The organism is Litchfieldia sinesaloumensis (assembly GCF_900156865.1).
GTDB classification, from domain to species: domain Bacteria; phylum Bacillota; class Bacilli; order Bacillales; family Bacillaceae_L; genus Ferdinandcohnia; species Ferdinandcohnia sinesaloumensis.
In genome coordinates, this window is the sequence record NZ_LT732529.1 from 989,356 (window position 1) to 1,013,006 (window position 23,651).

General features: G+C 37.2%; 22 protein-coding genes. All 22 read left to right on the forward strand.

The window, feature by feature from the left end; genetic code table 11:
• Positions 1-14 precede the first annotated feature (14 nt).
• Positions 15-1,370, forward strand: a complete 1,356-nt coding sequence (locus CZ490_RS04905; RefSeq protein ID WP_159439910.1) for a DUF342 domain-containing protein — start codon at positions 15-17, stop codon at positions 1,368-1,370.
• Between the two features lie 25 nt (positions 1,371-1,395).
• Positions 1,396-1,698 carry a hypothetical protein gene (locus CZ490_RS04910; RefSeq protein ID WP_077617841.1) on the forward strand — a complete coding sequence of 101 codons (303 nt, stop codon included), beginning with the start codon at positions 1,396-1,398 and terminating at the stop codon, positions 1,696-1,698.
• Positions 1,699-1,709: 11 nt separating this feature from the next.
• Positions 1,710-2,264, forward strand: coding sequence for a hypothetical protein (locus CZ490_RS04915; RefSeq protein ID WP_077617842.1), 555 nt, complete (start codon positions 1,710-1,712; stop codon positions 2,262-2,264).
• Positions 2,265-2,411: 147 nt separating this feature from the next.
• Positions 2,412-3,110 carry a 30S ribosomal protein S2 gene (rpsB, locus tag CZ490_RS04920; RefSeq protein WP_077617843.1) on the forward strand — a complete coding sequence of 233 codons (699 nt, stop codon included), beginning with the start codon at positions 2,412-2,414 and terminating at the stop codon, positions 3,108-3,110.
• Positions 3,111-3,294: 184 nt separating this feature from the next.
• On the forward strand, positions 3,295-4,176 hold the full coding sequence (tsf, locus tag CZ490_RS04925) for a translation elongation factor Ts (protein ID WP_077617844.1): 882 nt from the start codon (positions 3,295-3,297) through the stop codon (positions 4,174-4,176).
• Positions 4,177-4,402: 226 nt separating this feature from the next.
• On the forward strand, positions 4,403-5,125 hold the full coding sequence (pyrH, locus tag CZ490_RS04930; RefSeq protein ID WP_077617845.1) for a UMP kinase: 723 nt from the start codon (positions 4,403-4,405) through the stop codon (positions 5,123-5,125).
• Between the two features lie 4 nt (positions 5,126-5,129).
• A complete protein-coding gene (gene frr / locus CZ490_RS04935) occupies positions 5,130-5,687 on the forward strand; it encodes a ribosome recycling factor (RefSeq protein ID WP_077617846.1) in 558 nt (185 codons plus the stop codon).
• 139 nt (positions 5,688-5,826) lie between these two features.
• Complete coding sequence (locus tag CZ490_RS04940) at positions 5,827-6,588, forward strand: isoprenyl transferase (protein ID WP_077617847.1); 762 nt, start codon at positions 5,827-5,829, stop codon at positions 6,586-6,588.
• 37 nt (positions 6,589-6,625) lie between these two features.
• Positions 6,626-7,417, forward strand: coding sequence for a phosphatidate cytidylyltransferase (locus CZ490_RS04945; RefSeq protein ID WP_077617848.1), 792 nt, complete (start codon positions 6,626-6,628; stop codon positions 7,415-7,417).
• A 24-nt stretch (positions 7,418-7,441) separates the two neighbouring features.
• Positions 7,442-8,599 carry a 1-deoxy-D-xylulose-5-phosphate reductoisomerase gene (locus CZ490_RS04950; RefSeq protein ID WP_077617849.1) on the forward strand — a complete coding sequence of 386 codons (1,158 nt, stop codon included), beginning with the start codon at positions 7,442-7,444 and terminating at the stop codon, positions 8,597-8,599.
• Positions 8,600-8,639: 40 nt separating this feature from the next.
• Complete coding sequence (gene rseP, locus CZ490_RS04955) at positions 8,640-9,899, forward strand: RIP metalloprotease RseP (protein ID WP_077617850.1); 1,260 nt, start codon at positions 8,640-8,642, stop codon at positions 9,897-9,899.
• A gap of 31 nt (positions 9,900-9,930) precedes the next feature.
• Complete coding sequence (locus CZ490_RS04960; RefSeq protein ID WP_077617851.1) at positions 9,931-11,634, forward strand: proline--tRNA ligase; 1,704 nt, start codon at positions 9,931-9,933, stop codon at positions 11,632-11,634.
• A 132-nt stretch (positions 11,635-11,766) separates the two neighbouring features.
• Positions 11,767-16,074: a PolC-type DNA polymerase III gene (locus CZ490_RS04965; protein WP_077617852.1), complete on the forward strand. Its 4,308-nt coding sequence runs from the start codon at positions 11,767-11,769 to the stop codon at positions 16,072-16,074.
• Positions 16,075-16,372: 298 nt separating this feature from the next.
• The gene (gene rimP / locus CZ490_RS04970; RefSeq protein ID WP_077617853.1) at positions 16,373-16,846 is read left to right on the forward strand and encodes a ribosome maturation factor RimP; all 474 of its coding nucleotides are present in this window, start codon (positions 16,373-16,375) and stop codon (positions 16,844-16,846) included.
• Between the two features lie 96 nt (positions 16,847-16,942).
• Positions 16,943-18,076, forward strand: coding sequence for a transcription termination factor NusA (gene nusA / locus CZ490_RS04975; protein WP_077617854.1), 1,134 nt, complete (start codon positions 16,943-16,945; stop codon positions 18,074-18,076).
• Positions 18,077-18,087: 11 nt separating this feature from the next.
• Positions 18,088-18,366 carry an RNase P modulator RnpM gene (rnpM, locus tag CZ490_RS04980; RefSeq protein WP_077617855.1) on the forward strand — a complete coding sequence of 93 codons (279 nt, stop codon included), beginning with the start codon at positions 18,088-18,090 and terminating at the stop codon, positions 18,364-18,366.
• 1 nt (position 18,367) lies between these two features.
• Entirely contained in the window at positions 18,368-18,670 is a 303-nt protein-coding gene (locus CZ490_RS04985; RefSeq protein ID WP_077617856.1) for a YlxQ family RNA-binding protein, read from the forward strand.
• A 19-nt stretch (positions 18,671-18,689) separates the two neighbouring features.
• The gene (infB, locus tag CZ490_RS04990) at positions 18,690-20,858 is read left to right on the forward strand and encodes a translation initiation factor IF-2 (protein ID WP_077617857.1); all 2,169 of its coding nucleotides are present in this window, start codon (positions 18,690-18,692) and stop codon (positions 20,856-20,858) included.
• Entirely contained in the window at positions 20,855-21,133 is a 279-nt protein-coding gene (locus CZ490_RS04995; protein ID WP_077617858.1) for a DUF503 domain-containing protein, read from the forward strand. The genes infB and CZ490_RS04995 overlap by 4 nt, the downstream gene beginning before the upstream one ends.
• A 16-nt stretch (positions 21,134-21,149) precedes the next feature.
• Positions 21,150-21,515 (forward strand): 30S ribosome-binding factor RbfA, encoded by a 366-nt coding sequence (rbfA, locus tag CZ490_RS05000; protein WP_077617859.1) that lies wholly within the window; start codon positions 21,150-21,152, stop codon positions 21,513-21,515.
• A 133-nt stretch (positions 21,516-21,648) separates the two neighbouring features.
• The gene (gene truB, locus CZ490_RS05005; protein WP_077617860.1) at positions 21,649-22,575 is read left to right on the forward strand and encodes a tRNA pseudouridine(55) synthase TruB; all 927 of its coding nucleotides are present in this window, start codon (positions 21,649-21,651) and stop codon (positions 22,573-22,575) included.
• Positions 22,576-22,605: 30 nt separating this feature from the next.
• A complete protein-coding gene (ribF, locus tag CZ490_RS05010; protein WP_077617861.1) occupies positions 22,606-23,571 on the forward strand; it encodes a bifunctional riboflavin kinase/FAD synthetase in 966 nt (321 codons plus the stop codon).
• Positions 23,572-23,651: the final 80 nt, after the last annotated feature.

Genomic DNA, 23,651 nt, shown 5'->3' on the forward strand with positions numbered 1-23,651 from the left:
AAGGTGGGAGGACTGTGGCGGAAATAGAATTAATAGTGTCCAAAGACAAGTTTACGGTACACCTCAACGTTATTAATGATACTCTACCACTAGATTTCGAGGAGATTGATGTGTATTCATTGCTGTCTAAGCAGGGAATTTCATTCGGTATAAAACGAGATGTGATTTCTAAGATGATTTCAGATCCTGAGACCTCACTATTTCCTTTGTTAGTCGCTGAAGGAGAAGCGCCAACAAAAGGTAAAGATGGCTTTATAAAACTAGAATCAGGTGAAAAGAAACATGATCGTCATTCACCTGATATCTTAAATTTTCGTAATGTACGCAAAATACCATCTGTAAGAGCTGGACAACTTATAGCAACAGTTTATCCGAACAAACCAGGAAATCCAGGAAGAAATGTACTTGGGCAACCTATTCAAGCAACAAGTGGTAAACCTTACTCTTTGAAACTTGGAAAAAATGTTGTTGAAACCAATGGGAAGATTTATGCCACAATAGATGGACAGATTAGCCTCTCTGGGAAAAAAATGAGTGTCCTTCCAGTATTTGAAGTGAATGGTGATTTAAACCTAAAAACAGGCAATATTGATTTTATTGGAAATGTAACGATTAATGGCAATGTGCCTAGCGACTACCGCATAAAAGCAGGTGGAAACATCTCGGTATATGGAATTGTTGAAGGAGCTCATTTAGATGCAGGAGGTTCCATCTATATTTCAGGTGGCATCGCAGGCTTTACCAAGGCCAAGGTACATGCTGAAGGTGATATTATTGCCTCTTATTTAAATCAATGCCAAGTATATGCAGGAAACAACATTGAAGTAACGGGATTAATCTTACATAGCATATGTGATGCAAAGTGCGATGTTCGCTCAATGAGTAGTATAATTGGGGGCCAAATAGTAGCCGGGAATCATGTGTATTCAAAGGACATAGGAAACACTTTACATACAAAAACAGAGATACATATCCGGGAGAGTAATCACCCAAATGAAGAAGAGAAAAGGCTTCGGATGGAGATTGAGACAATTAAAGCTCAACTTCAAAAAGTATATCTAATTCTTCAAAAGTTAACAGAAAAGTATAAAAGAACATCTACGCTTTCAGAAGATGAAATTCTACTACTTAGAAGAGATAAACTCACACAAACGGAGCTAACCAAAAAATTAGCAGAATTAGAGTCTGAATTAGATACTACTACAATTAAACAACATGAAGCCATTACTACTTCCATAACTGCAACGGGAGGTCTCTACCCTAACGTCCATGTCCAGTTTGGAAAGTACCAAAGAATTATAAACCAGCAATTTCGCTCTGTAATAGTGCAATTATTAAATAAGGAAATAACTATTTACAATCTTTCATAAATAAGAATCGGAAGAAGTGAATCCTTTGAGTCTAAAATTAGTCGAATTACAGGTTGCAATTCCTAGAACACAAGATGCAGGAAAACTTCATGAACAACTAATGATGCGCGGGCAACATATGCAAGAACATATTTCGGCTGAAACCGAAAAGATGGAAAAGAGAAATCGACAAAGTGTTAACGAGAAGAACAAATCAGAAAACGCACAACTACAGAAGGATTCTTCTTCAAATAATTTAAAACATCCTCAACAGAAGACCGAAAGCCCAGAACAGGAAGAAAAAGAACAACATCCCTACAAGGGTAACTTTATTGATTTCATGGGATAGAGGGAATAGGAATGACAACCATTTTATTAATACTTTGCTTTGCGTTACTAGCATTAGCGTTTTTTTTAATTATTCTTTTGTATCTTAAAATTTCACAATTAAAAGATGTTGAAAAGAAACAAGAACGCTTATTAAAAGAATTTGAACATGTCATCACCTCATATGTGATGGAAATCAAAGAAGAGAATGAAGTGTTTTTAAATCGAATTAAACATATGAACCAACCTAACAATGACGAAAAGATTCAGGAGAGAGATGGCCCTAATCCAGAAGAGAAATCTGATAATAAAAGAGTAGATTTAATTGAATTGGAATTAACTTCGGATGATCTACAGGACCTTCTACCATCTAATTATGATGAGGAAGAAGAATTGAAGGAACAAAAGCTAACAGAAACAGACAATAAAGAAGAGTCATCCGAAAAAGATGCAAAAAATGTAGAAATTCTTTTCAAAGATATCGAACACCTTATTAAACTTGGTCTTTCTTATGAAGAAATTGCCAAAAAGTTAAATAAAGGTAAGACTGAAATTGAGCTTTTACACAAATTTCGTCAAAACCACTAATTTTTCTTGATTGAAGGTTACGATTGTGATATATTAATTTTTGGTGTTATTACACACGTTCATAGATTTAAGCAATGGTGCTGGTAAAACAGTTTTGTTTAAAGATGATATGAACGGAGGAAAAAAAACCATTAGGAGGATTTACACATGTCAGTAATTTCTATGAAGCAATTGCTTGAAGCTGGTGTTCACTTCGGTCACCAAACACGCCGTTGGAACCCAAAAATGAAGCGTTACATCTTTACAGAGCGTAACGGTATCTACATCATCGACCTACAAAAAACAGTTAAAAAGGTTGAAGAAGCTTATAATTTCGTAAAGGAATTAGCAGGTAACGGCGGAACAATGCTTTTCGTTGGTACTAAAAAGCAAGCTCAAGATTCTGTTAAAGAAGAAGCTGAGCGTTCTGGAATGTACTTTGTTAACCAACGCTGGTTAGGTGGTACATTGACAAACTTTGAAACAATTCAAAAGCGTATCAAGCGTCTTAAAGACATTGAAAAAATGCAAGAAGACGGAACTTTTGAAGTTCTACCTAAGAAAGAAGTAGTTGGGCTTAAGAAAGAATTAGAACGTCTTGAAAAATTCTTAGGCGGAATTAAAGATATGAAGCAATTACCAGATGCTTTATTCATCATTGACCCTCGTAAAGAGCGCATTGCTGTTGCAGAAGCACATAAATTAAACATCCCAATCGTTGGTATCGTTGATACTAACTGTGATCCAGATGAAATTGATTATGTAATTCCAGCTAACGATGATGCAATTCGTGCGGTTAAACTTCTAACAGGAAAAATGGCTGACGCTATCCTAGAAGCTAAACAAGGTGAAGAAACATCTGCTTAATGAGCGAAAGGTGATAAGAGGGTTATGCCTTTTATCACCTTTTTTAAAGAAGATGACTAGATCTTCTTTAGAATTATATATTTTTACGAATTAAGTCATAATAGATACAGATTGTTATAACTTTTTTATGGCTTTGCACAAAACAAATGATTAAAGTACATAGTGTCTTAAGGAGGAAAACATAATGGCAGTTACTGCACAAATGGTAAAAGAGCTCCGTGAAAAAACTGGAGCAGGTATGATGGATTGTAAGAAGGCTCTTACAGAAACTGATGGAGATATGGAAAAAGCAATTGATTACCTTCGTGAAAAAGGTATTGCAAAGGCTGCGAAAAAAGGTGACCGTATTGCTGCTGAAGGTTTAACTTCTATTGAAGTTCAAGGTAACGAGGCGGTAATTTTAGAAGTTAACTCTGAAACAGACTTTGTTTCAAAGAACGAAGGTTTCAAAACTCTAGTAAAAGAATTAGGTGCTCATCTATTAGCGAAAAAGCCTGCTAACGTTGAAGAAGCAATGGAACAAAAAATGGACAACGGTTCAACTGTTTCTGAGTATGTAAATGCTTCAATTGCAAAAATAGGTGAAAAACTATCACTTCGTCGTTTTGAAGTTGTTACTAAAGAAGATGGTGATGCATTCGGAGCATACCTTCACATGGGTGGACGTATCGGCGTACTAACAGTTCTTGGTGGTACTTCGGATGAAAGTGCTGCGAAAGACGTTGCAATGCATATTGCTGCAGTAAATCCTAAATATGTAACACGTGACCAAGTTTCTGCTGAAGAAGTTGAACGTGAGCGTGAAGTGTTAACACAACAAGCATTAAATGAAGGAAAACCAGAAAATATCGTAGCGAAGATGGTTGAAGGACGTCTAAGTAAGTTTTTTGAAGACATTTGTCTTCTTGACCAAAGCTTTGTTAAGGACCCAGATCAAAAAGTACGCAAATTTGTTGAATCTAAGGGTGCTACAGTGAAGAGCTTTGTTCGTTACGAAGTTGGTGAAGGTATCGAGAAACGTCAAGATAACTTTGCTGAAGAAGTAATGAGCCAAGTGAAGAAGTAAAAAGAAAACAGGGAACACTTCATGTGTTCCCTCTTTTTGAAGATAAGAAAGTAAAAATTTCGTATCTAGTATTCAGTGTCTAGCTCCAGTGCCTAGCCCCTCGAGGTCACAAGTCGTTTCTTCAAGTAGGTCAAAGGACGACCTTCTTGACGACTCGTCTTGTGCTATGCCTGAGGCTGAACAAGGCGCTTGCGCTTTTCTAATTAAGATGGAGGTTTTTTATTCGATGAGCAATGCCAAATATAGACGTGTAGTGTTAAAATTAAGTGGAGAAGCATTAGCGGGTGAGCAGGGGTTTGGCATAAATCCATCTGTAATCCAGTCCGTAGCACAACAAGTGAAAGAAATTGCTGAACTTGGAGTTGAAGTTGCTGTAGTTGTTGGCGGTGGAAATATCTGGAGAGGTAAGATTGGTAGTGAAATGGGTATGGACCGTGCCAATGCTGACTACATGGGAATGCTTGCAACAGTGATGAATTCTTTGGCTTTACAGGATAGCTTGGAAAATGCAGGGATACAAACTCGAGTTCAAACATCCATTGAAATGCGTCAGGTTGCTGAACCATACATAAGAAGAAAAGCAATCCGTCATCTAGAGAAAAAGCGGGTTGTTATCTTTGCAGCAGGTACAGGAAATCCTTACTTCTCAACAGACACTACTGCTGCTCTACGTGCTGCAGAAATTGAAGCAGAAGTTATTTTGATGGCTAAAAATAATGTTGATGGTGTGTACAGTGCAGATCCAACGAAAGATAAGACAGCAGTGAAGTATGAAACATTATCCTATCTTGATGTTATTAAAGAAGGATTAGCTGTAATGGATTCTACAGCTTCTTCACTTTGCATGGATAATGACATTCCGTTAATCGTCTTCTCTATCATGGAAGAAGGCAACATTAAACGTGCAGTACTTGGTGAAAATATCGGAACAATTGTAAGGGGGAAATAACTTTATGGCAAATAACACGTTAAATCAAGTTAAAGATAAGATGTCAAAAGCGATTCAGGCACTTTCTCGTGAACTAGCAACTGTTAGAGCTGGCAGAGCAAACCCAGCTATTCTTGATAAAGTTACGGTCGATTACTATGGGGCAGCTACACCTTTAAATCAGTTAGCTTCTATTAACGTTCCTGAAGCAAGAATGCTTGTTATTCAACCATACGACAAGTCAGCATTGGGAGATATGGAAAAAGCTATCCAAAAGGCTGATCTCGGCTTGAATCCAACAAATGATGGTTCAATTATCCGTATCTCAATCCCGCCACTAACAGAAGAAAGACGTCGTGAATTAGTGAAAGTGGTTAAGAAATATGCAGAAGAATCCAAAGTTGCGGTTCGTAATGTTCGTCGTGATGGAAATGATGAATTGAAAAAGCTAGAGAAGAATGGTGAAATCACTGAGGATGAGTTACGTAGCTTAACTGATGACATTCAAAAAATCACGGACGAATCTATTAATAAAATTGATTCTGTAGCTAAAGAAAAAGAAAAAGAAATCATGGAAGTCTAATCCATTTCAATGTACAATATATTGTAAAAAGACCCTCTTACGTTTACAGGGGGTTTTTTTGTTAATACTGTCTACTAATTAGTCACCTCGAACAAAAAGATGGTAAAATGGATTGATACGGGTGTTGGAGGACTTATGCATGTTTGAAAAATTTAGAAAGCCAAAAAAGGGACCAGTAGCTATTTCTGAGGAAGAAATAGTAAAAGGGCCAATTCCTAATCACATAGCAATTATAATGGACGGTAACGGGCGATGGGCGAAAAAACGATCATTGCCACGAACTGCTGGTCACCATGAAGGAATGAAGGTTGTAAAAAAAGTGACAAAACTTGCAAGTAGACTAGGGGTTAAGACATTAACAGTTTACGCATTTTCAACAGAAAACTGGAAGCGTCCAGAGGATGAGGTTAATTACTTACTAAAACTTCCTCAAGAATTTATGGGAACTTTCTTGCCAGAATTAATTGAGGAAAATGTTCGGGTGCGAATTATGGGGGATAAAGATGCGATTCCTGCACACACCCAAAAAGCAGTCGATAAAGCTGTAAACGATACAAAGAATAACACGGGTCTTGTTTTAAATTTCGCACTTAATTACGGAGGTCGTGCGGAGATCTTGGATGCAGTAAACCACATTGTTACAGACTTTCGAGAAGGAAACTTACAAAAAAAAGTAGATGAAGATCTATTTTCAGGGTATTTAATGAGTGCTGGATTACAAGATCCTGATTTGTTGATTCGGACAAGTGGAGAGATTCGATTAAGTAACTTTATGCTCTGGCAGCTTGCATATACGGAGTTTTGGTTCACTGATGTACTGTGGCCTGATTTTAAAGAACAGCACCTATTAGAGGCCATCTATGGATTTCAAAAGAGAGGTAGACGTTTTGGTGGTATTTAAGTAAACAACCGAATCGTATAAAAAAAGGAATGATACAATGAAACAAAGAATTATTACAGCAATAGTTGCAGCAGCAGTTTTTCTACCTATTGTGATTATTGGGGGCATCCCGTTTACGATTTTGGTCTATTTAATGGGGGCTATTGCTACTTTTGAGCTTTTGCGGATGAAGAATATCAAAATAGCATCGATACCTGGTATTATCTCCATTTTATTGTTATGGGTGATTTTAATACCTAGTAAATACAATGAAGTATTTACTACACTTAAATTTACAAAAATAGAAATAGTCCTTCTCATTGTTTTATTTATTTTAACGTATACAGTGATTTCAAAGAATAGCTTTAGTTTTGATGATGCAGGTCTTGTTATATTGGCAGCGATGTATATTGGATTTGGATTTTATTATATGATTGAAATAAGAGCGATGGAACTAGCATATATATTCTATGCATTCGTTGTTATTTGGACAACAGATTCTGGTGCTTATTTCGTTGGTAGAAAGCTTGGTAAAAACAAACTTTGGCCGGAGATTAGTCCGAACAAAACGATAGAGGGTTTTGTAGGCGGAATTTTAACAGCTATTGTATTTGCGTTTATCTTTAATATGATTACACACTTATTTGATTCTTTCATCTCCTTATTCTTTGTAACATTGGTAGTTTCTGTTTTTGGTCAAATTGGGGATTTAGTAGAATCTGCACTAAAGCGACATTACAAGGTCAAGGATTCAGGTACGATTCTGCCTGGACATGGTGGAATTTTGGATAGATTCGATAGCATGCTATTCATCTTACCGATTCTCTATTTTTTGCGTTTAATTATTTAGTGGTTGTTTATTGGGAGTGAGTTTGTGAAAAAAATTAGTTTATTAGGTGCTACCGGCTCGATTGGGCAACAAACTTTGGATGTAATTGAACAGCATCCAGATCAGTTTGAGCTTGTAGCAATGTCACTTGGGGATAATAGTACCCTAGGACGGGAAATTATACATAAGTTTTCACCAAAGCTTGTTTCTGTGAAGTCAAAGGAAACATATGAACTATTCAGGAATGAATTTTCGAGTGAAATTCAATTCGTATATGGTGACGAAGGATTAATTGAGGTGGCTACCTTCGACGAAGCTACTATAATCCTTAATTCAGTAGTTGGAAGTGTTGGACTATTACCGACTCTCAAGGCTATCGAAGCGAAAAAGACGATTGCCCTTGCAAATAAGGAAACATTAGTAACTGCAGGTCATATAGTCATGGAAGCTGCTAAAAGAAATGGTGTAGCTATATTACCAGTTGACAGTGAACACTCAGCTATTTTTCAATGCCTTCAAGGTGAAAAAGAAAAAAATGTTGAAAAGATAATTCTCACGGCTTCTGGTGGAAGCTTCCGTGATCGAACGCGAGAACAACTTAAAGATGTTTCGATAAAAGATGCTCTAAATCATCCGAATTGGTCAATGGGTGCTAAAATTACAATCGATTCTGCAACGATGATGAATAAAGGATTAGAGGTAATCGAGGCTCATTGGTTATTTAATTTACCATATGACCAAATTGATGTACTTCTTCATAAAGAAAGCATAATTCATTCTATGGTAGAGTTTCATGATAGTAGTGTAATTGCACAACTTGGAACACCAGATATGAGAGTCCCTATTCAATATGCCTTTTCATATCCAGATCGATTACCTATGTCAGCATCTAAGGATCGATTGCGACTTTGGGAGATCGGAAAACTACATTTTTCGAAACCTGATTTTGACAGATTTAGATGCCTTGGACTTGCTTTTCACGCAGGGAAAACAGGCGGCACTCTTCCAACCGTTTTGAATGCAGCCAATGAAGAGGCGGTTGCAGGATTCTTGAGTGAGAAAATCTCATTCTTGGAAATAGAAGAAATTATAGAAGATACATTAGAAAAACATGATACCATCCAAAATCCTAGTTTAGATATTATTCAACAGGTGGACATGGAAACACGGGCTGTTGTTCGTTCTTTAATACAGAAGAAATAATAAAAAGTCAAAGTCAATCTAACAAAAGGTGGTTAAATATGTGGAGACTGTGATAGCCTTTATCATTATATTTGGTGCACTCGTATTTTTTCATGAGTGGGGTCATCTCGTTTTAGCAAAACGTGCAGGTATTCTCTGTCGCGAATTTGCAATAGGGATGGGACCAAAGGTGTTTACCTTTAGAAAAAATGAAACACTTTATACGATTCGTCTCCTCCCAATTGGCGGATATGTTAGAATGGCTGGTGAAGACCCAGAGATGATTGAAATAAAACCCGGTCATAATATCGGTTTAATGTTCGATGAAAATGGGAAAGTAGATAAGATTATTCTTAATAACAAAGATAAGTATCCAAATCTAAAGGTGATTGAAGTCGAGGAAGCAGATTTGGAACATAATCTTTTTATTTCTGGCTATGAAGATGGGGACGATGAAGTATTAAAGAGGTTTGATGTTAGTGACACTGCGTTTTTTGTTGTAGATGGACAAGAGACTCAAATCGCACCTTATAATCGTCAATTCGCTTCTAAAACTCTTATGCAACGTACATTGGCTATTGCTGCTGGACCGGCAATGAATTTTGTGCTCGCCTTCTTTATTCTAATTGCAATAGGACTCTTACAAGGAACCCCTGTTGATAAACCAATATTGGGGACATTAACGGAAGATGGTGCAGCACTTCAGGCCGGTCTACAAGAAGGTGATATTGTTCGAGAGGTTGACAACGAACAAGTATCAAGTTGGAATGAAATTGTACAGATCATTCAAGCCCATCCAGAAGAGGAAATAGGTTTTGTTGTAGAGCGAAATGGCGAGCTCCATGAACTTTCGGTAACACCAAAAGCTCAACAACGTGAGGATCAAACAATCGGTATCATCGGTGTATATGGACCAGTAGAAAAATCAGTCTTACCATCTTTAAAGTACGGGGTTATGGAAACCTTCACGTGGACCAAGGAAATCTTATTGGGGCTTGGAAAGCTTATAACCGGGCAATTCTCAATAGATATGCTTTCTGGACCAGTAGGTATCTACGTTTCAACCGATACCGTTGTTCAATCAGGAATCTATTATGTGATGAAATGGGCTGCTATCCTAAGTATAAACCTAGGTATTGTCAACCTATTACCGTTGCCTGCACTTGATGGCGGGAGATTGGTATTCTTTGCTTTAGAAGCAGTACGAGGAAAACCAATTGATAAGCATAAGGAAGGCATGGTTCACTTTATTGGTTTTGCCTTACTAATGCTGTTGATGTTGGTTGTTACGTGGAACGATATTCAAAGATTCTTTTTATAAAATTAAGCTGAAAATATAAGAGGTGCAAGATATGAAACAAAGTATGATGCTTATACCTACACTACGAGAAGTGCCAGCAGATGCCGAAATAAAAAGTCACCAGCTTTTAATAAGAGCTGGTTTTATTAGACAAAATGCGAGTGGAGTATATAGTTATCTTCCGTTAGCAAAACGAGTATTACAAAAGATTGAGACCATTGTCCGCGAAGAAATGGAGCGTGCAGGTGCTGCTGAACTGCTCATGCCTGCTTTAACACCAGCAGAGCTGTGGCAGGAATCTGGTCGATGGTATTCATATGGACCGGAACTAATGAGATTGCATGACCGTCATGAGCGCGACTTTGTACTAGGTCCCACTCATGAAGAGGTAATAACCAGCTTAGTCCGTGATGAAATAAAGTCATATAAAAGATTACCTATTACCCTTTATCAAATTCAAACAAAATTTCGTGATGAAAAAAGACCACGCTTCGGGCTATTACGAGGTCGTGAATTTATTATGAAAGATGCATATTCTTTCCATGCTAATCAAGAAAGTCTCCACGACGTATATGAAAAGATGTATACTGCATATTCTAATGTGTTCTCTCGTTGTGGCTTAAACTTCCGTGCGGTAATTGCGGATTCAGGGGCAATGGGTGGAAAAGACACGCATGAATTTATGGTTCTATCAGAGGTAGGAGAGGATACAATTGCTTATTCTGATACTTCCTCATTTGCGGCAAATATTGAAATGGCACCTGTTGTTATGGAATATCCAAAAAGTGATGAGCCAGTTAAAGAACTAGAAAAAGTGGAAACAGTTGGTAAAAAATCAATTGAAGAGGTTGCTACATTCCTCAAAGTGTCAGAAGAAAAATGTATTAAGTCACTACTCTTCCAAGTCGATGAAAAATTTGTACTTGTATTAGCTCGTGGGGACCACGAAATTAATGATATTAAAGTGAAAAACTTACTTGAAGCGACAAACGTAGAATTAGCAAATACAGAAGACACTGAACGTATAATGGGCAGTACATTTGGGTCTTTAGGTCCAATCAATGTGTCAGATGATATTACTGTAATAGCTGACCTTGCAGTAGCTTCTGTCGTTAACGGTGTTTGTGGTGCAAATGAAGAGAATTTTCATTATCTAAATGTTAATCCTGAGCGGGATTTCACTGATGTTCAATATGCAGATCTCCGTTTTATTAAAGAAGGCGACCCATCTCCAGACGGACAAGGTAAAATTGTCTTTGCTGAAGGGATTGAGGTAGGTCATATTTTTAAGCTTGGTACGCGATACAGTGAAGCGATGAACGCGACTTTCCTTGATGAAAATGGAAGATCACAACCTATGATTATGGGATGCTATGGAATTGGAGTTTCAAGAACGCTATCCGCAGTTGCTGAGCAATCAAACGATGAAAATGGTTTAATATGGCCAGCTAACCTTGCTCCGTTTGATATGCATCTAATCCCCGTAAATATGAAGAACGAAGAACAAAAAGCCCTTTCTGAATCGTTATATCTAACCTTAAAGGAAAGTGGTTATGACGTTTTATTCGATGACCGTGCCGAGCGTCCAGGTGTAAAATTTGCAGATTCAGATTTAATCGGATTACCACTACGTATAACCGTTGGTAAACGTGCAAGTGAAGGTATAGTCGAGGTAAAAGTACGACAAACAGGGGAAACATTGGAAATAAATATTGAAAATCTTATCGAGACAATTAGCAAATATGTAGTAAAATAAATAATAGAAAAGAAAAGGGTACCTCACAGATTGATGAGGTACCCTCATTAATGTGAAAGTGGAAGAGGAAGGTTTGACCGTTTGTCACTCCAATCGCATAACTAGCATTCTGTCTGAAGAGGGGGAACGAAGATGGAATTAACGCCACAGCAGAAGGAGCGTTTTACTGTACTGCTTCAGCAGCTTGAATTAACTGATGATGCAATGGTAGCGCACTTTGAAAATGCAGGGATAGAAAAACTCATGATAGAAAAAGACAAAAAGACATGGCATTTCTTTTTTACTTTTGAAAAGGTAATTCCTGTGGATGTCATGAGAATTTTTGCTACGCAATTACGAACAAAGTTTTCTCATATAGCGTCTGTAACCTTTTCTTTAAATGTACAGTCACAGCAAATAACAGAAGAAATGGTACAAGACTATTGGTCACTATGCTTACAAGAATTAGACGGAATTGCACCACCAATTCTTTCTTTATTGCATAATCAAATTCCAACTCAACAAGGTCTTAAGCTTCATATCAAAACAAGAAATGACACCGAAGCGGTTGCTATTAAAAAGAAATATGGGCAATTAATTGGACAAGTGTATCAATCATATGGTTTTCCATTCTTTCAACTTGAAACTGAGGTAGAAGCTTCAACTAAAGAGTACGAACAGTTTCTAGAAAAAAAACAACAGGAAGATCAAGAAAAAGCTTTATTAGCTGTTGCAGATATGCAGAAGAAGGATAAGGAGCAGGAGAGTGCACCTTCTGGACCAATTACAATTGGTTATACGATAAAAGCAGATGAAGATATTAAGGAGATTAGTTCAATCCTAGATGAAGAACGAAGAATTGCAATCCAAGGATATATCTTCTTTGCAGAAACAAAAGAATTACGAAGTGGAAGAACACTGCTAACCTTTAAAATGACGGATTATACGGATTCCATCTTAGTTAAGGTCTTTTCTCGTGATAAAGAGGATGTTCATCTACTGCAATCCATCAAAAAGGGAATGTGGGTACGAGCTCGAGGAAGTATTCAAAATGATACGTTTGTAAGAGACCTAGTCATGCTTGCAAATGATATTAATGAAATTCAGCCAATGAATGAAAGAATAGACACGGCACCTGATGGAGAAAAACGTGTTGAATTACATCTGCATTCTCCGATGAGTCAAATGGACGCTGTTACTTCAATAAGCCAGTATGTAGGACAAGCTAAAAAATGGGGACATACAGCAATTGCTATAACGGACCATGCTGGTGCGCAATCATTTCCGGAAGCCTATTCTGCTGCTAAGAAAAATGGGCTTAAGATGATTTATGGAGTTGAAGCAAACTTAGTAGACGATGGTGTACCTATTGCGTATAATTCGCAACATCGTTATCTAGAAGATGACACTTACGTCGTATTTGACGTTGAAACAACTGGGTTATCTGCAGTTTATAATACAATAATCGAATTAGCTGCTGTGAAAGTGAGAAACGGTGAGGTCATCGACCGATTTGAATCTTTTGCTAACCCACACCATCGATTAAGTGCAACAACAATTGATTTAACTGGTATTACAGATGATATGGTTAATACAGCACCTGAGGTCAGTGAAGTGCTGACTAAGTTCAAAGAATGGACAGCAGATGCGATACTAGTCGCTCATAATGCTAGCTTTGACATGGGCTTCTTAAATGTGGGTTATAAAAAGTGTGGCTTTGAACAAGCAACTAACCCAGTAATTGATACACTTGAACTTGCTAGATTTTTATATCCAGAATTAAAAAATCACCGTTTAAATACGTTGTGTAAGAAGTTTGATATCGAATTAACGCAGCATCACCGCGCTATATACGATGCAGAAGCAACAGGGTACTTAGCTGTGAAGCTTTTAAAGGATGCCGCTGAAAAAGAAATTAAATATCATGATCAGTTGAATGATTATATGGGCCAAGGTAAGGCTTACCAACGCTCCAGACCATATCACGCCACATTATTAGCTCAAAATGACGTGGGTCTAAAAAATCTATTTAAATTAATTTCTATATCTCATATTCAATACTTTTATCGTGTACCTCGTATACCACGATCTCTATTACAAAAGTACCGCGAGGGCATATTAGTTGGTTCTGCTTGTGATAAAGGAGAAGTTTTTGAAGGGATGATGCAGAAGTCACCTGAGGAAGTTGAATCAATTGCTCAATTTTATGACTATTTGGAAGTACAGCCACCTTCTAATTACAGACATTTAGTAGACCTAGATCTTATCCAAAATGAACGTGAACTTAGGGATATCTTGAAAAACATTGTCAATTTAGGCGAAAAGTTAAATATACCTGTTGTTGCAACAGGGAATGTCCATTATTTAAACCCAAATGATCATATTTATCGTAAAATCTTAGTTAGGTCACAAGGTGGTGCAAATCCATTAAATAGACACGCTCTTCCTGAGGTTCATTTCCGAACAACGAATGAGATGATAGACTGTTTTTCATTCCTTGAAAAAGAAAAAGCTAAGGAAATAGTGGTTACAAATACACAAAAGATTGCAGAATTGATTGGAGAAGTAAAGCCAATTAAAGATGATCTCTATACACCTAAAATTGAAGGTGCTGAAGATGAAATTCGAAATATGAGCTATAGTATGGCAAGAAGCATCTATGGTGAGGAACTACCAGAAATCGTTGAGAAGCGCTTGGAAAAGGAACTAAAAAGTATTATTGGTCATGGATTTGCAGTTATTTATTTAATTTCTCATAAGCTTGTTAAAAAATCACTTGATGATGGATACCTTGTAGGTTCTCGTGGTTCTGTAGGATCTTCGTTAGTAGCAACGATGACAGAAATAACGGAAGTAAATCCATTACCACCACATTATGTATGCCCAGACTGTAAACATTCTGAGTTCTTTAATGATGGTTCTGTAGGTTCAGGTTTTGACCTGCCTGATAAGGATTGTCCGAATTGTGGTGCGGAATATAAAAAGGACGGTCATGATATTCCGTTCGAAACATTCCTTGGATTTAAAGGAGATAAGGTACCCGATATCGATTTAAACTTCTCAGGTGAATATCAGCCGCGTGCACATAATTATACGAAGGTGCTATTTGGTGAAGAGTATGTTTATCGTGCAGGAACCATCGGTACAGTAGCGGAAAAGACAGCTTATGGGTACGTTAAAGGATATGCGAATGATAACAATATCACGATGCGCGGAGCAGAGACAGATCGATTAGTTGCTGGTTGTACAGGTGTTAAGCGGACAACGGGGCAGCACCCAGGTGGTATTATCGTAGTACCAGACTATATGGATATATATGATTTTTCACCTATTCAATTCCCTGCCGACGATACAAATTCTGAGTGGAAAACAACGCATTTTGACTTCCATTCAATTCATGACAATGTGTTAAAACTTGATATTCTGGGACACGACGATCCAACGGTTATTCGGATGCTTCAGGATCTTAGTGGTATTGATCCGAAAACCATTCCAACAGATGACCCAGAGGTTATGAAGATATTCAGTGGAACAGAATCTCTAGGTGTTACGGAAGAACAAATCATGTGTAAAACAGGAACATTAGGAATCCCTGAATTCGGGACTCGTTTTGTACGTCAAATGCTTGAGGACACTAAGCCGACTACTTTCTCAGAATTAGTCCAAATCTCAGGTCTTTCACATGGTACAGATGTATGGTTGGGTAATGCACAAGAGCTTATCCATAACAATATATGTACGCTAAGTGAAGTAATCGGTTGTCGTGACGATATCATGGTGTACCTCATATATAAAGGACTTGATCCTTCGTTAGCCTTTAAGATTATGGAATCTGTTCGTAAAGGTAAAGGACTAACAGACGAGTTCATAGAAGAAATGAAGAAAAATGATGTTCCAGATTGGTATATAGATTCATGTCTGAAAATAAAATATATGTTCCCTAAGGCCCATGCTGCTGCTTACGTACTAATGGCCGTGAGGATCGCTTATTTTAAAGTTCATTTACCTTTGCTCTATTATGCTGCTTATTTCACAGTTCGAGCTGATGATTTCGATGTTGATGCAATGGTTCGAGGTTCGAGTACAATACGAGCACGGATTGATGAAATCAACGCTAAAGGACTTGACGCTTCGCCTAAAGAAAAGAACCTCTTAACGGTTCTTGAATTATCACTTGAAATGTGTGAGCGAGGATTTTCATTTAAGAAGGTTGATTTATATCGTTCTAGTGCATCAGAATTTATTATTGACGGTGATGCTTTAATTCCTCCATTTAACTCGATTCCAGGGTTGGGTACAAACGCTGCAATTAATATTGTAAAAGCCAGAGAACACGGTGAATTTCTATCTAAGGAAGATTTACAAAAACGTGGTAAAGTATCAAAGACAATTATGGAATACCTAGAAAACCATGGTTGCCTAGAGGATATGCCGGAACAAAACCAATTATCATTGTTCTAATTTTTGATGTCTAGTATTAGGGAGCTATTGCTCTTTACTATTTATATTTAATTTGCATATAAATAGCGATTATGTTATAGTTTTTATGGAAATGCTATGTATATTACTGGTAAAAGAGTGGGGCTTCCCACTCTTTATTCTTTGGCTGAGGCTAAAAATTGTGTAACAACGTTTGTAAGATGGAACTTCTCTATATTTTCCAACTGCCTCCCTGCTACTATAGCAGGGTGTTTTTACACTACTTAGGAAATACTATAAGAAAAACAAAGGAATTCCTTATCAGCTTAGGAGGAAAAACATGAGTAAAAAGGTAACACAAATAGTGGAAGAATTAGTGATACCTATATTAACTGACCTACAGATGGAACTTGTTGATGTTGAGTATGTAAAGGAAGGAAAGGATTGGTTTCTACGTGTCTTCATTGACTCAGATAAGGGTGTAGATATTGAAGATTGTGGGACAGTTAGTGAAAAATTGAGCGAAAAGCTTGATGAAATAGATCCTATTCCTTATAACTATTTTCTTGAAGTTTCAAGTCCCGGTGCGGAACGCCCTTTGAAAAAGGTTAGTGACTTTGAAAAGTCAATTGGAAAACAAGTGTATGTAAAAACGTACGAACCAATCGATGGTGAAAAGATTTTTGAAGGTGAGCTTACTTCATTCGATGGAAAGATAGTTACAATCAATATCATGATTAAAACACGCAAAAAATCTGTAGAAATTCCGTATGAAAAAATTGCAAATGCAAGACTTGCTGTTACTTTTCACTAAAAGTGAGCGTTCAAAGAGGAGTTAGGGGTCTTTTTCACCCTACTATTTGAACAGCATCTATTAGGTTTGAGATAATAAAGGGGGATTAGAAATCCAATGAGTAGTGAATTGTTAGATGCCTTAACATTGCTCGAAAAAGAAAAAGGCATTAGTAAAGATGTAATTATTGAGGCAATTGAGGCAGCGCTTATTTCTGCATACAAGCGGAATTTTAATCAAGCACAGAATGTAAGAGTAGATTTGAACTTAGCAAACGGTTCTATGCGTGTGTTTGCTAGAAAAGATGTAGTAGACGAAGTATTTGATCCTCGATTGGAAATCTCCGTAGATGAAGCTAGAACCATTAATCCTAATTACCATGTAGAGGACGTTGTTGAAATCGAAGTAACTCCAAAAGATTTTGGGCGAATTGCTGCTCAAACTGCAAAACAAGTTGTTACTCAACGTGTACGTGAAGCGGAAAGAGGAGTTATTTATTCAGAGTTTATTGACCGTGAAGAAGATATCATGACAGGAATCGTTCAACGCCTAGATTCTAAGTTTATCTATGTAAGTTTAGGTAAAATTGAGGCATTATTACCTGTAAACGAGCAAATGCCTAATGAACAGTATAAGCCTCATGATAGAATTAAGGTCTACATAACAAAGGTTGAAAGGACAACAAAGGGTCCACAAATTTTTGTTTCAAGAACTCATCCGGGATTATTAAAACGTCTTTTTGAAATCGAAGTTCCAGAAATCTATGACGGAACAGTAGAAATTAAGTCGGTTGCTAGGGAAGCGGGAGATCGCTCTAAGATTTCTGTTCACTCAGATAATCCAGAAGTAGACCCAGTTGGTTCTTGTGTTGGTCCAAAGGGTCAGCGTGTTCAAGCAATTGTTAATGAACTTAAGGGCGAAAAAATTGATATTGTTAAGTGGTCTGACGATCCAGTTGTTTTTGTTGCCAATGCTCTAAGTCCATCGAAAGTTCTTGATGTCATTGTAACTGATGAGGAAAAGGCAACAACTGTTGTTGTTCCAGACTATCAATTATCATTAGCAATTGGTAAGCGTGGGCAAAATGCGCGGTTAGCCGCAAAATTAACAGGCTGGAAAATTGATATTAAGAGCCAAACTGAAGCAGAGCAAGCTGGGATTTACCCTCGAGACGGATTTGGCATATTTGATGAAGACACAATAGAAGAAAATGAGGATACATTCGATTTGCATACTGAAGAAATCGAGTGAGGTGAAGGAAAATGGTAGGGAATAAAAAAATACCATTACGTAAATGCATAGCCAGTGGTGAAATGAAGCCAAAAAAAGAACTTGTTAGAATTGTACGTTCCAAAGAGGGCGAAGTTTCAATCGACCTTACTGGAAAAAAGTCTGGTCGTGGTGCGTACCTCAGTAAAGATAAAGAGTACATCTTGCTTGCAAAGAAAAAGAATATTCTTGCAAGCCAACTTAAAGCAACCATTGATGATTCAATTTATGAAGAGTTACTCCAACTGGTAGAAAAGGAGAAACTCTCGTAGAATGAAGAATAAGGAATGGATATCGTTATTGGGTCTTGCCAATCGAGCAAGAAAGGTCATATCAGGTGAAGAACTTGTTGTAAAAGAGATTCGTAATGGAAATGCAAAACTAGTTCTATTATCTGAAGATGCTTCAGCAAACACTACAAAAAAAATTAATGATAAAAGCACGTATTATCAGGTTCAACTTCGTACTGTAAGCGATAGGTATACACTAGGTCATGCTATTGGAAAAGATGCCAGAGTAGTTGTCGCGATTACAGAAAGTGGGTTTGCAAAAAAAATTAGTCACTTGCTCGATTAACATATTTGGGGGTGAACATATGAGCAGAATGCGTGTATACGAATATGCAAAGAAACAAAATATCTCAAGCAAAGAAGTAATTAATAAGCTTAAAGAGATGAACATCGAAGTTAAAAATCATATGGCAACAATTGAAGGAGATATTTTGAATAAATTGGATCAAACATTTGGTAAAAAGCCTGAAACTGCAAAGGCTACAAGCGAAAATAATAAAAACAATAACCCTAAACCACAAGTGAATAATAACACTACAACTAAAGTGGCTGATAAACAAGATAGTAAGAAAAAGCCTGCACCTCCTAAAAATCAGGGACAGAGGAAAGGTTTCCAGTCAAATAATAGAAATAATAATCAAAAGAATAAAAATAGACAAAAGGGTAATAATCGCCCTAATCATCAACAACAACCGATTCAACCAAAACCTGAAAAGAAATTACCTGAAAAGATTACTTTCGTAGGTTCATTAACGGTTGGTGAATTAGCTAAAAAACTTGGAAGAGAGCCTTCGGAAATTATTAAAAAGCTCTTCATGCTAGGTGTTATGGCAACAATCAACCAAGAACTAGATAAGGATTCGATTGAACTAATAGCTTCTGAGTATGGTGTAGAAGTAGAAGAAGAAATTGTTTTTGACGTAACTGAATTTGAACAGTATGTTGAAGAGGACAATGAAGCAGATCTTATTGAAAGACCTTCAATTGTTACAATCATGGGACACGTTGACCATGGTAAAACAACGACGCTTGATTCAATCCGTAATACAAAGGTGACTGCTGGAGAAGCTGGTGGTATTACACAACATATTGGTGCCTATCAGGTTGTTGAAAATGGTAAGAAAATTACGTTCTTAGATACACCAGGTCACGCTGCCTTTACAACAATGCGTGCAAGAGGTGCACAAGTTACTGATATTACTGTATTAGTTGTAGCAGCAGATGATGGTGTAATGCCGCAAACGGTAGAAGCAATTAACCATGCTAAGGCTGCTGAGGTTCCAATCATCGTTGCGGTGAATAAAATGGATAAACCAACTGCAAATCCTGATCGAGTAATGCAAGAATTAACTGAGCACGGTCTAGTTCCTGAAGCTTGGGGCGGCGAAACAATCTTTGTTCCCATTTCAGCGTTAACCGGAGAGGGAATTGACAATTTACTTGAAATGATTCTTTTAGTTAGTGAAGTTGAAGAATATAAAGCCAATCCAAAACGAAGAGCTACAGGTACTGTAATTGAAGCTAAGCTTGATAAAGGCAGAGGTTCTGTAGCTACTCTATTAGTACAAAATGGAACACTACGTATTGGTGACCCAATTGTAGTTGGAAACACGTTTGGTCGTGTACGTGCTATGGTTAATGATTTAGGCCGTCGTGTTAAAGAAGCAGGACCTTCAACTCCAGTTGAAATTACAGGACTTAATGATGTCCCACAAGCTGGTGATCAGTTTGTTGTCTTCGAAGATGAAAAGAAAGCACGCCAAGTAGGTGAAGCAAGAGCTCAGAAGCAATTAGTTGAGCAACGTGGCGATAAAGTAAAGGTAAGTCTTGAAGATTTATTTGAACATATTAAACAAGGTGAAATGAAAGAAATCAACTTAATTGTTAAAGCAGATGTTCAAGGTTCTGTTGAAGCTTTAGCAGCTTCTCTTCAAAAAATTGATGTAGAAGGTGTAAAAGTTAAAATTATTCATACGGGTGTTGGAGCTATTAATGAATCAGATATTACCCTTGCTTCTGCGTCAAATGCGATTGTAATTGGATTTAATGTACGGCCTGATGTAAATGCCAAGCGTACTGCAGAGGCAGAAGAGGTAGATATCCGACTTCACCGTATCATTTATAAAGTAATTGAAGAAATTGAATCGGCAATGAAGGGAATGCTTGATCCAGAATTTGAAGAAAAAGTTATTGGTCAAGCAGAAGTGCGTACGACCTTCAAAGTTTCAAAAATTGGAACTATTGCGGGAGCGTATGTAACAGATGGTAAAATTACCCGAGATAGTGGAGTTCGTCTCATTCGTAATGGAGTCGTTATTTTTGAAGGTGAAATTGATACATTAAAGCGTTTCAAGGATGATGTAAAAGAAGTTGCGACAAATTATGAGTGTGGTATAACAATTGAAAAATATAACGATATTAAAGAAGGAGATATCATTGAAGCATTCGTGATGCAAGAAGTTGATCGTAAGTGATCGGCTATGTTGAGTGCGAATGTGTCATCTATGATGCAAATTCTCTAAAGGCAAAACGATCTGTTTTACAGAGTGTTATGACTCGACTCAAGCAAAAGTATAATGTTTCAGTAGCGGAGGTAGACTACCAGGATACATGGCAGCGTACTAAACTTGCGATTGTTACAGTATCATCTAGCCGCAAAATTACTGAACTTGAGTTAAACAATGCCCTAAAGTTTATTGATTCGTTTCCGGAATTAGATCGAACAGTAACTGATTTTGAGTGGTTATAAACGAGGTGATACTAGGATGAGTTTACGACCAAATCGTGTTGGAGAACAAATGAAAAAGGAATTAAGTGACATTATTGGACGGAAGATTAAGGATCCTCGGATTGGATTTGTAACTGTAACTGACGTTCAAGTTACTGGAGACCTTCAGCAAGCAAAAGTATTTATTTCGGTTTTAGGTGATGAAGAGCAACGACAAAACACTTTAAAAGGTCTGGCAAAAGCGAAAGGTTTTATCCGCTCAGAAATCGGTCAGCGTATTCGTTTACGAAAAACACCCGAGATTCTATTTGAGTTTGATGAATCAATTGACTATGGAAATCGAATTGAAACGATTCTTCATGAAATAAATAAGGATTCAAACCAAGAATCTAACCGAGAATAGAAAAAAGGATAGGCTTTTTATAAGTCTATCCCTTTTTTCAATTCATTTATTTTATAACATTAAAGTAACACCAAAGAAATTATACTTACTATATATAAGTAGCAATTAATCAAAGTTAGGGGATTGACTCTAGGTGGATGGAATTTTATTACTAAATAAACCAAAAGGTATGACTTCTCATGATTGTGTCTTTAAGGTACGTAAGCTCGTAAAGATGAAAAAAGTAGGACATACAGGTACGTTAGACCCTGATGTTTCAGGTGTTTTACCAATTTGTTTGGGACGGGCGACAAAAATTGTGGAATATGTGACCGCTGCAAATAAAACGTATGAAGGTGAAGTAACCCTTGGTTTTTCTACAACTACGGAAGATTCTTCTGGTGAAAAAGTAGATGAAAAAAGAGTAGACAAAGAAATAACAATCAATGAAGTTTCAAATGTCTTTCGTGCATTAACAGGTGAAATTATACAAACTCCCCCTATGTACTCTGCAGTTAAAGTAAATGGCAAACGCCTTTATGAGTATGCGAGGCAGGGAATGGTAATCGAACGTCCATCGCGTAAAATTACTATTCATAAACTAGAGTTGCTTAGTGAAATCCAGAAAGAAAATGATACTCTCTCATTTCGCTTCCGAGTAACTTGTAGCAAGGGGACCTATGTGCGAACGCTAGCTGTACAAATAGGGGAAAAACTAGGATATCCATCACATATGTCAGACCTTAAACGAACAACCTCGGGCGATTTTACACTGGATCAGTGTCTAACACTAGAGGAAGTCGAAAATTCAGTACAGAATGGAACCATTGAGAACCATTTACTTTCAATTGAAGATGCACTCTCTCATTTGCGGAAAGTAATAATTAATGATAAAGTAGCAGAGAAAGTAAAAAATGGGGCTGTTTTGCCGGTTCCACGAGAATTAAGCAATATACAGGTTGGAGAACCTTTTACTACCCAATATATGGGGGAAATACTAGCAATATATCAAAGACATCCAGATAAACCACAATTGATAAAACCTATTAAAGTATTAGTTAATAACCAGGAATTAAAATAGGTTATTCAGTGTAGAAAAGGTGAAATAGAAGTGAAAACGATACATATCACACATCCACATTCATATACTCAAACGGATTTTCCACCAACTGTGTTGGCTTTGGGATACTTTGATGGGGTGCATTTAGGCCATAAAAAGGTGGTTGAAACTGCAAAGAAGGAAGCTGAGAACCTAGGGATAGCTTGTTCAGTTATGTCATTTGACCCGCATCCATCAATTGTATTAAAAAAGGATATAACTCATGTTGAATATATTACCCCACTCAATCATAAAGAAGAGCTTTTTGCAGAAATGGGGATAGATTATTTATATATTGTCAACTTCTCTGCTGAGTTTGCAAGCCTTTCGCCACAACAATTTGTGGATGAATATATAGTTGGTCTTCAAGTTAAGCATGTTGTAGCTGGATTTGATTTCACATTTGGTCGATATGGTAAAGGTACAATGGAGTCACTCCCAGAATATGCAAAAGAAAGATTTACTCAAACGACTGTAGAAAAATTAACTTACCGGGACGAAAAGGTTAGTTCAACCCTTATCCGTGATTTAATTCAATCAGGAAAGGTTGAACAGCTTCCACCTGTTTTAGGGAGATACTATTCATTAAAAGGGACTGTCGTTGATGGCGATAAGCGCGGTAGAACCATTGGCTTCCCTACAGCTAATATAAAAGTGAACGGAGATTACATTATTCCGAAAATGGGTGTTTACGCAGTCCGCTTAAGAGTGGAATCAACATGGTATAACGGTGTATGCAACCTTGGATTAAAACCTACTTTTCATGAGAACAAGACAGAACCATCCGTTGAGGTTCATTTATTTGATTTTAATAAAGATATTTATCATGAAGAAGTAACTGTTGAATGGCATATGAGAATCCGTTCCGAAAGAAAGTTCTCTTCAATTGATGAATTGGTGAAACAAATAGGACTTGATAAGGAAAAAGCAAAGGAATACTTTGAGAAAATAGACGAACATACTTGCTTTTTATCGTAATAAGTTGTATTCTAGTTAAGTATGAAAAAGAACCTTTGCTTGGCAGTTCGAGTCACCAACGTCTGCTAGGTAATTGGGGA

Excerpts from the sequence above, each read along its gene's own strand:
- CZ490_RS04915 (WP_077617842.1), top strand. The coding sequence starts at position 1,710 with ATGACAACCATTTTATTAATACTTTGCTTTGCGTTACTAGCATTAGCG.
- rpsB (WP_077617843.1), top strand. The coding sequence starts at position 2,412 with ATGTCAGTAATTTCTATGAAGCAATTGCTTGAAGCTGGTGTTCACTTC.
- tsf (WP_077617844.1), top strand. The coding sequence starts at position 3,295 with ATGGCAGTTACTGCACAAATGGTAAAAGAGCTCCGTGAAAAAACTGGA.
- pyrH (WP_077617845.1), top strand. The coding sequence starts at position 4,403 with ATGAGCAATGCCAAATATAGACGTGTAGTGTTAAAATTAAGTGGAGAA.
- frr (WP_077617846.1), top strand. The coding sequence starts at position 5,130 with ATGGCAAATAACACGTTAAATCAAGTTAAAGATAAGATGTCAAAAGCG.
- CZ490_RS04940 (WP_077617847.1), top strand. The coding sequence starts at position 5,827 with ATGTTTGAAAAATTTAGAAAGCCAAAAAAGGGACCAGTAGCTATTTCT.
- CZ490_RS04945 (WP_077617848.1), top strand. The coding sequence starts at position 6,626 with ATGAAACAAAGAATTATTACAGCAATAGTTGCAGCAGCAGTTTTTCTA.
- CZ490_RS04960 (WP_077617851.1), top strand. The coding sequence starts at position 9,931 with ATGAAACAAAGTATGATGCTTATACCTACACTACGAGAAGTGCCAGCA.
- CZ490_RS04965 (WP_077617852.1), top strand. The coding sequence starts at position 11,767 with ATGGAATTAACGCCACAGCAGAAGGAGCGTTTTACTGTACTGCTTCAG.
- rimP (WP_077617853.1), top strand. The coding sequence starts at position 16,373 with ATGAGTAAAAAGGTAACACAAATAGTGGAAGAATTAGTGATACCTATA.
- nusA (WP_077617854.1), top strand. The coding sequence starts at position 16,943 with ATGAGTAGTGAATTGTTAGATGCCTTAACATTGCTCGAAAAAGAAAAA.
- rnpM (WP_077617855.1), top strand. The coding sequence starts at position 18,088 with ATGGTAGGGAATAAAAAAATACCATTACGTAAATGCATAGCCAGTGGT.
- CZ490_RS04985 (WP_077617856.1), top strand. The coding sequence starts at position 18,368 with ATGAAGAATAAGGAATGGATATCGTTATTGGGTCTTGCCAATCGAGCA.
- infB (WP_077617857.1), top strand. The coding sequence starts at position 18,690 with ATGAGCAGAATGCGTGTATACGAATATGCAAAGAAACAAAATATCTCA.
- rbfA (WP_077617859.1), top strand. The coding sequence starts at position 21,150 with ATGAGTTTACGACCAAATCGTGTTGGAGAACAAATGAAAAAGGAATTA.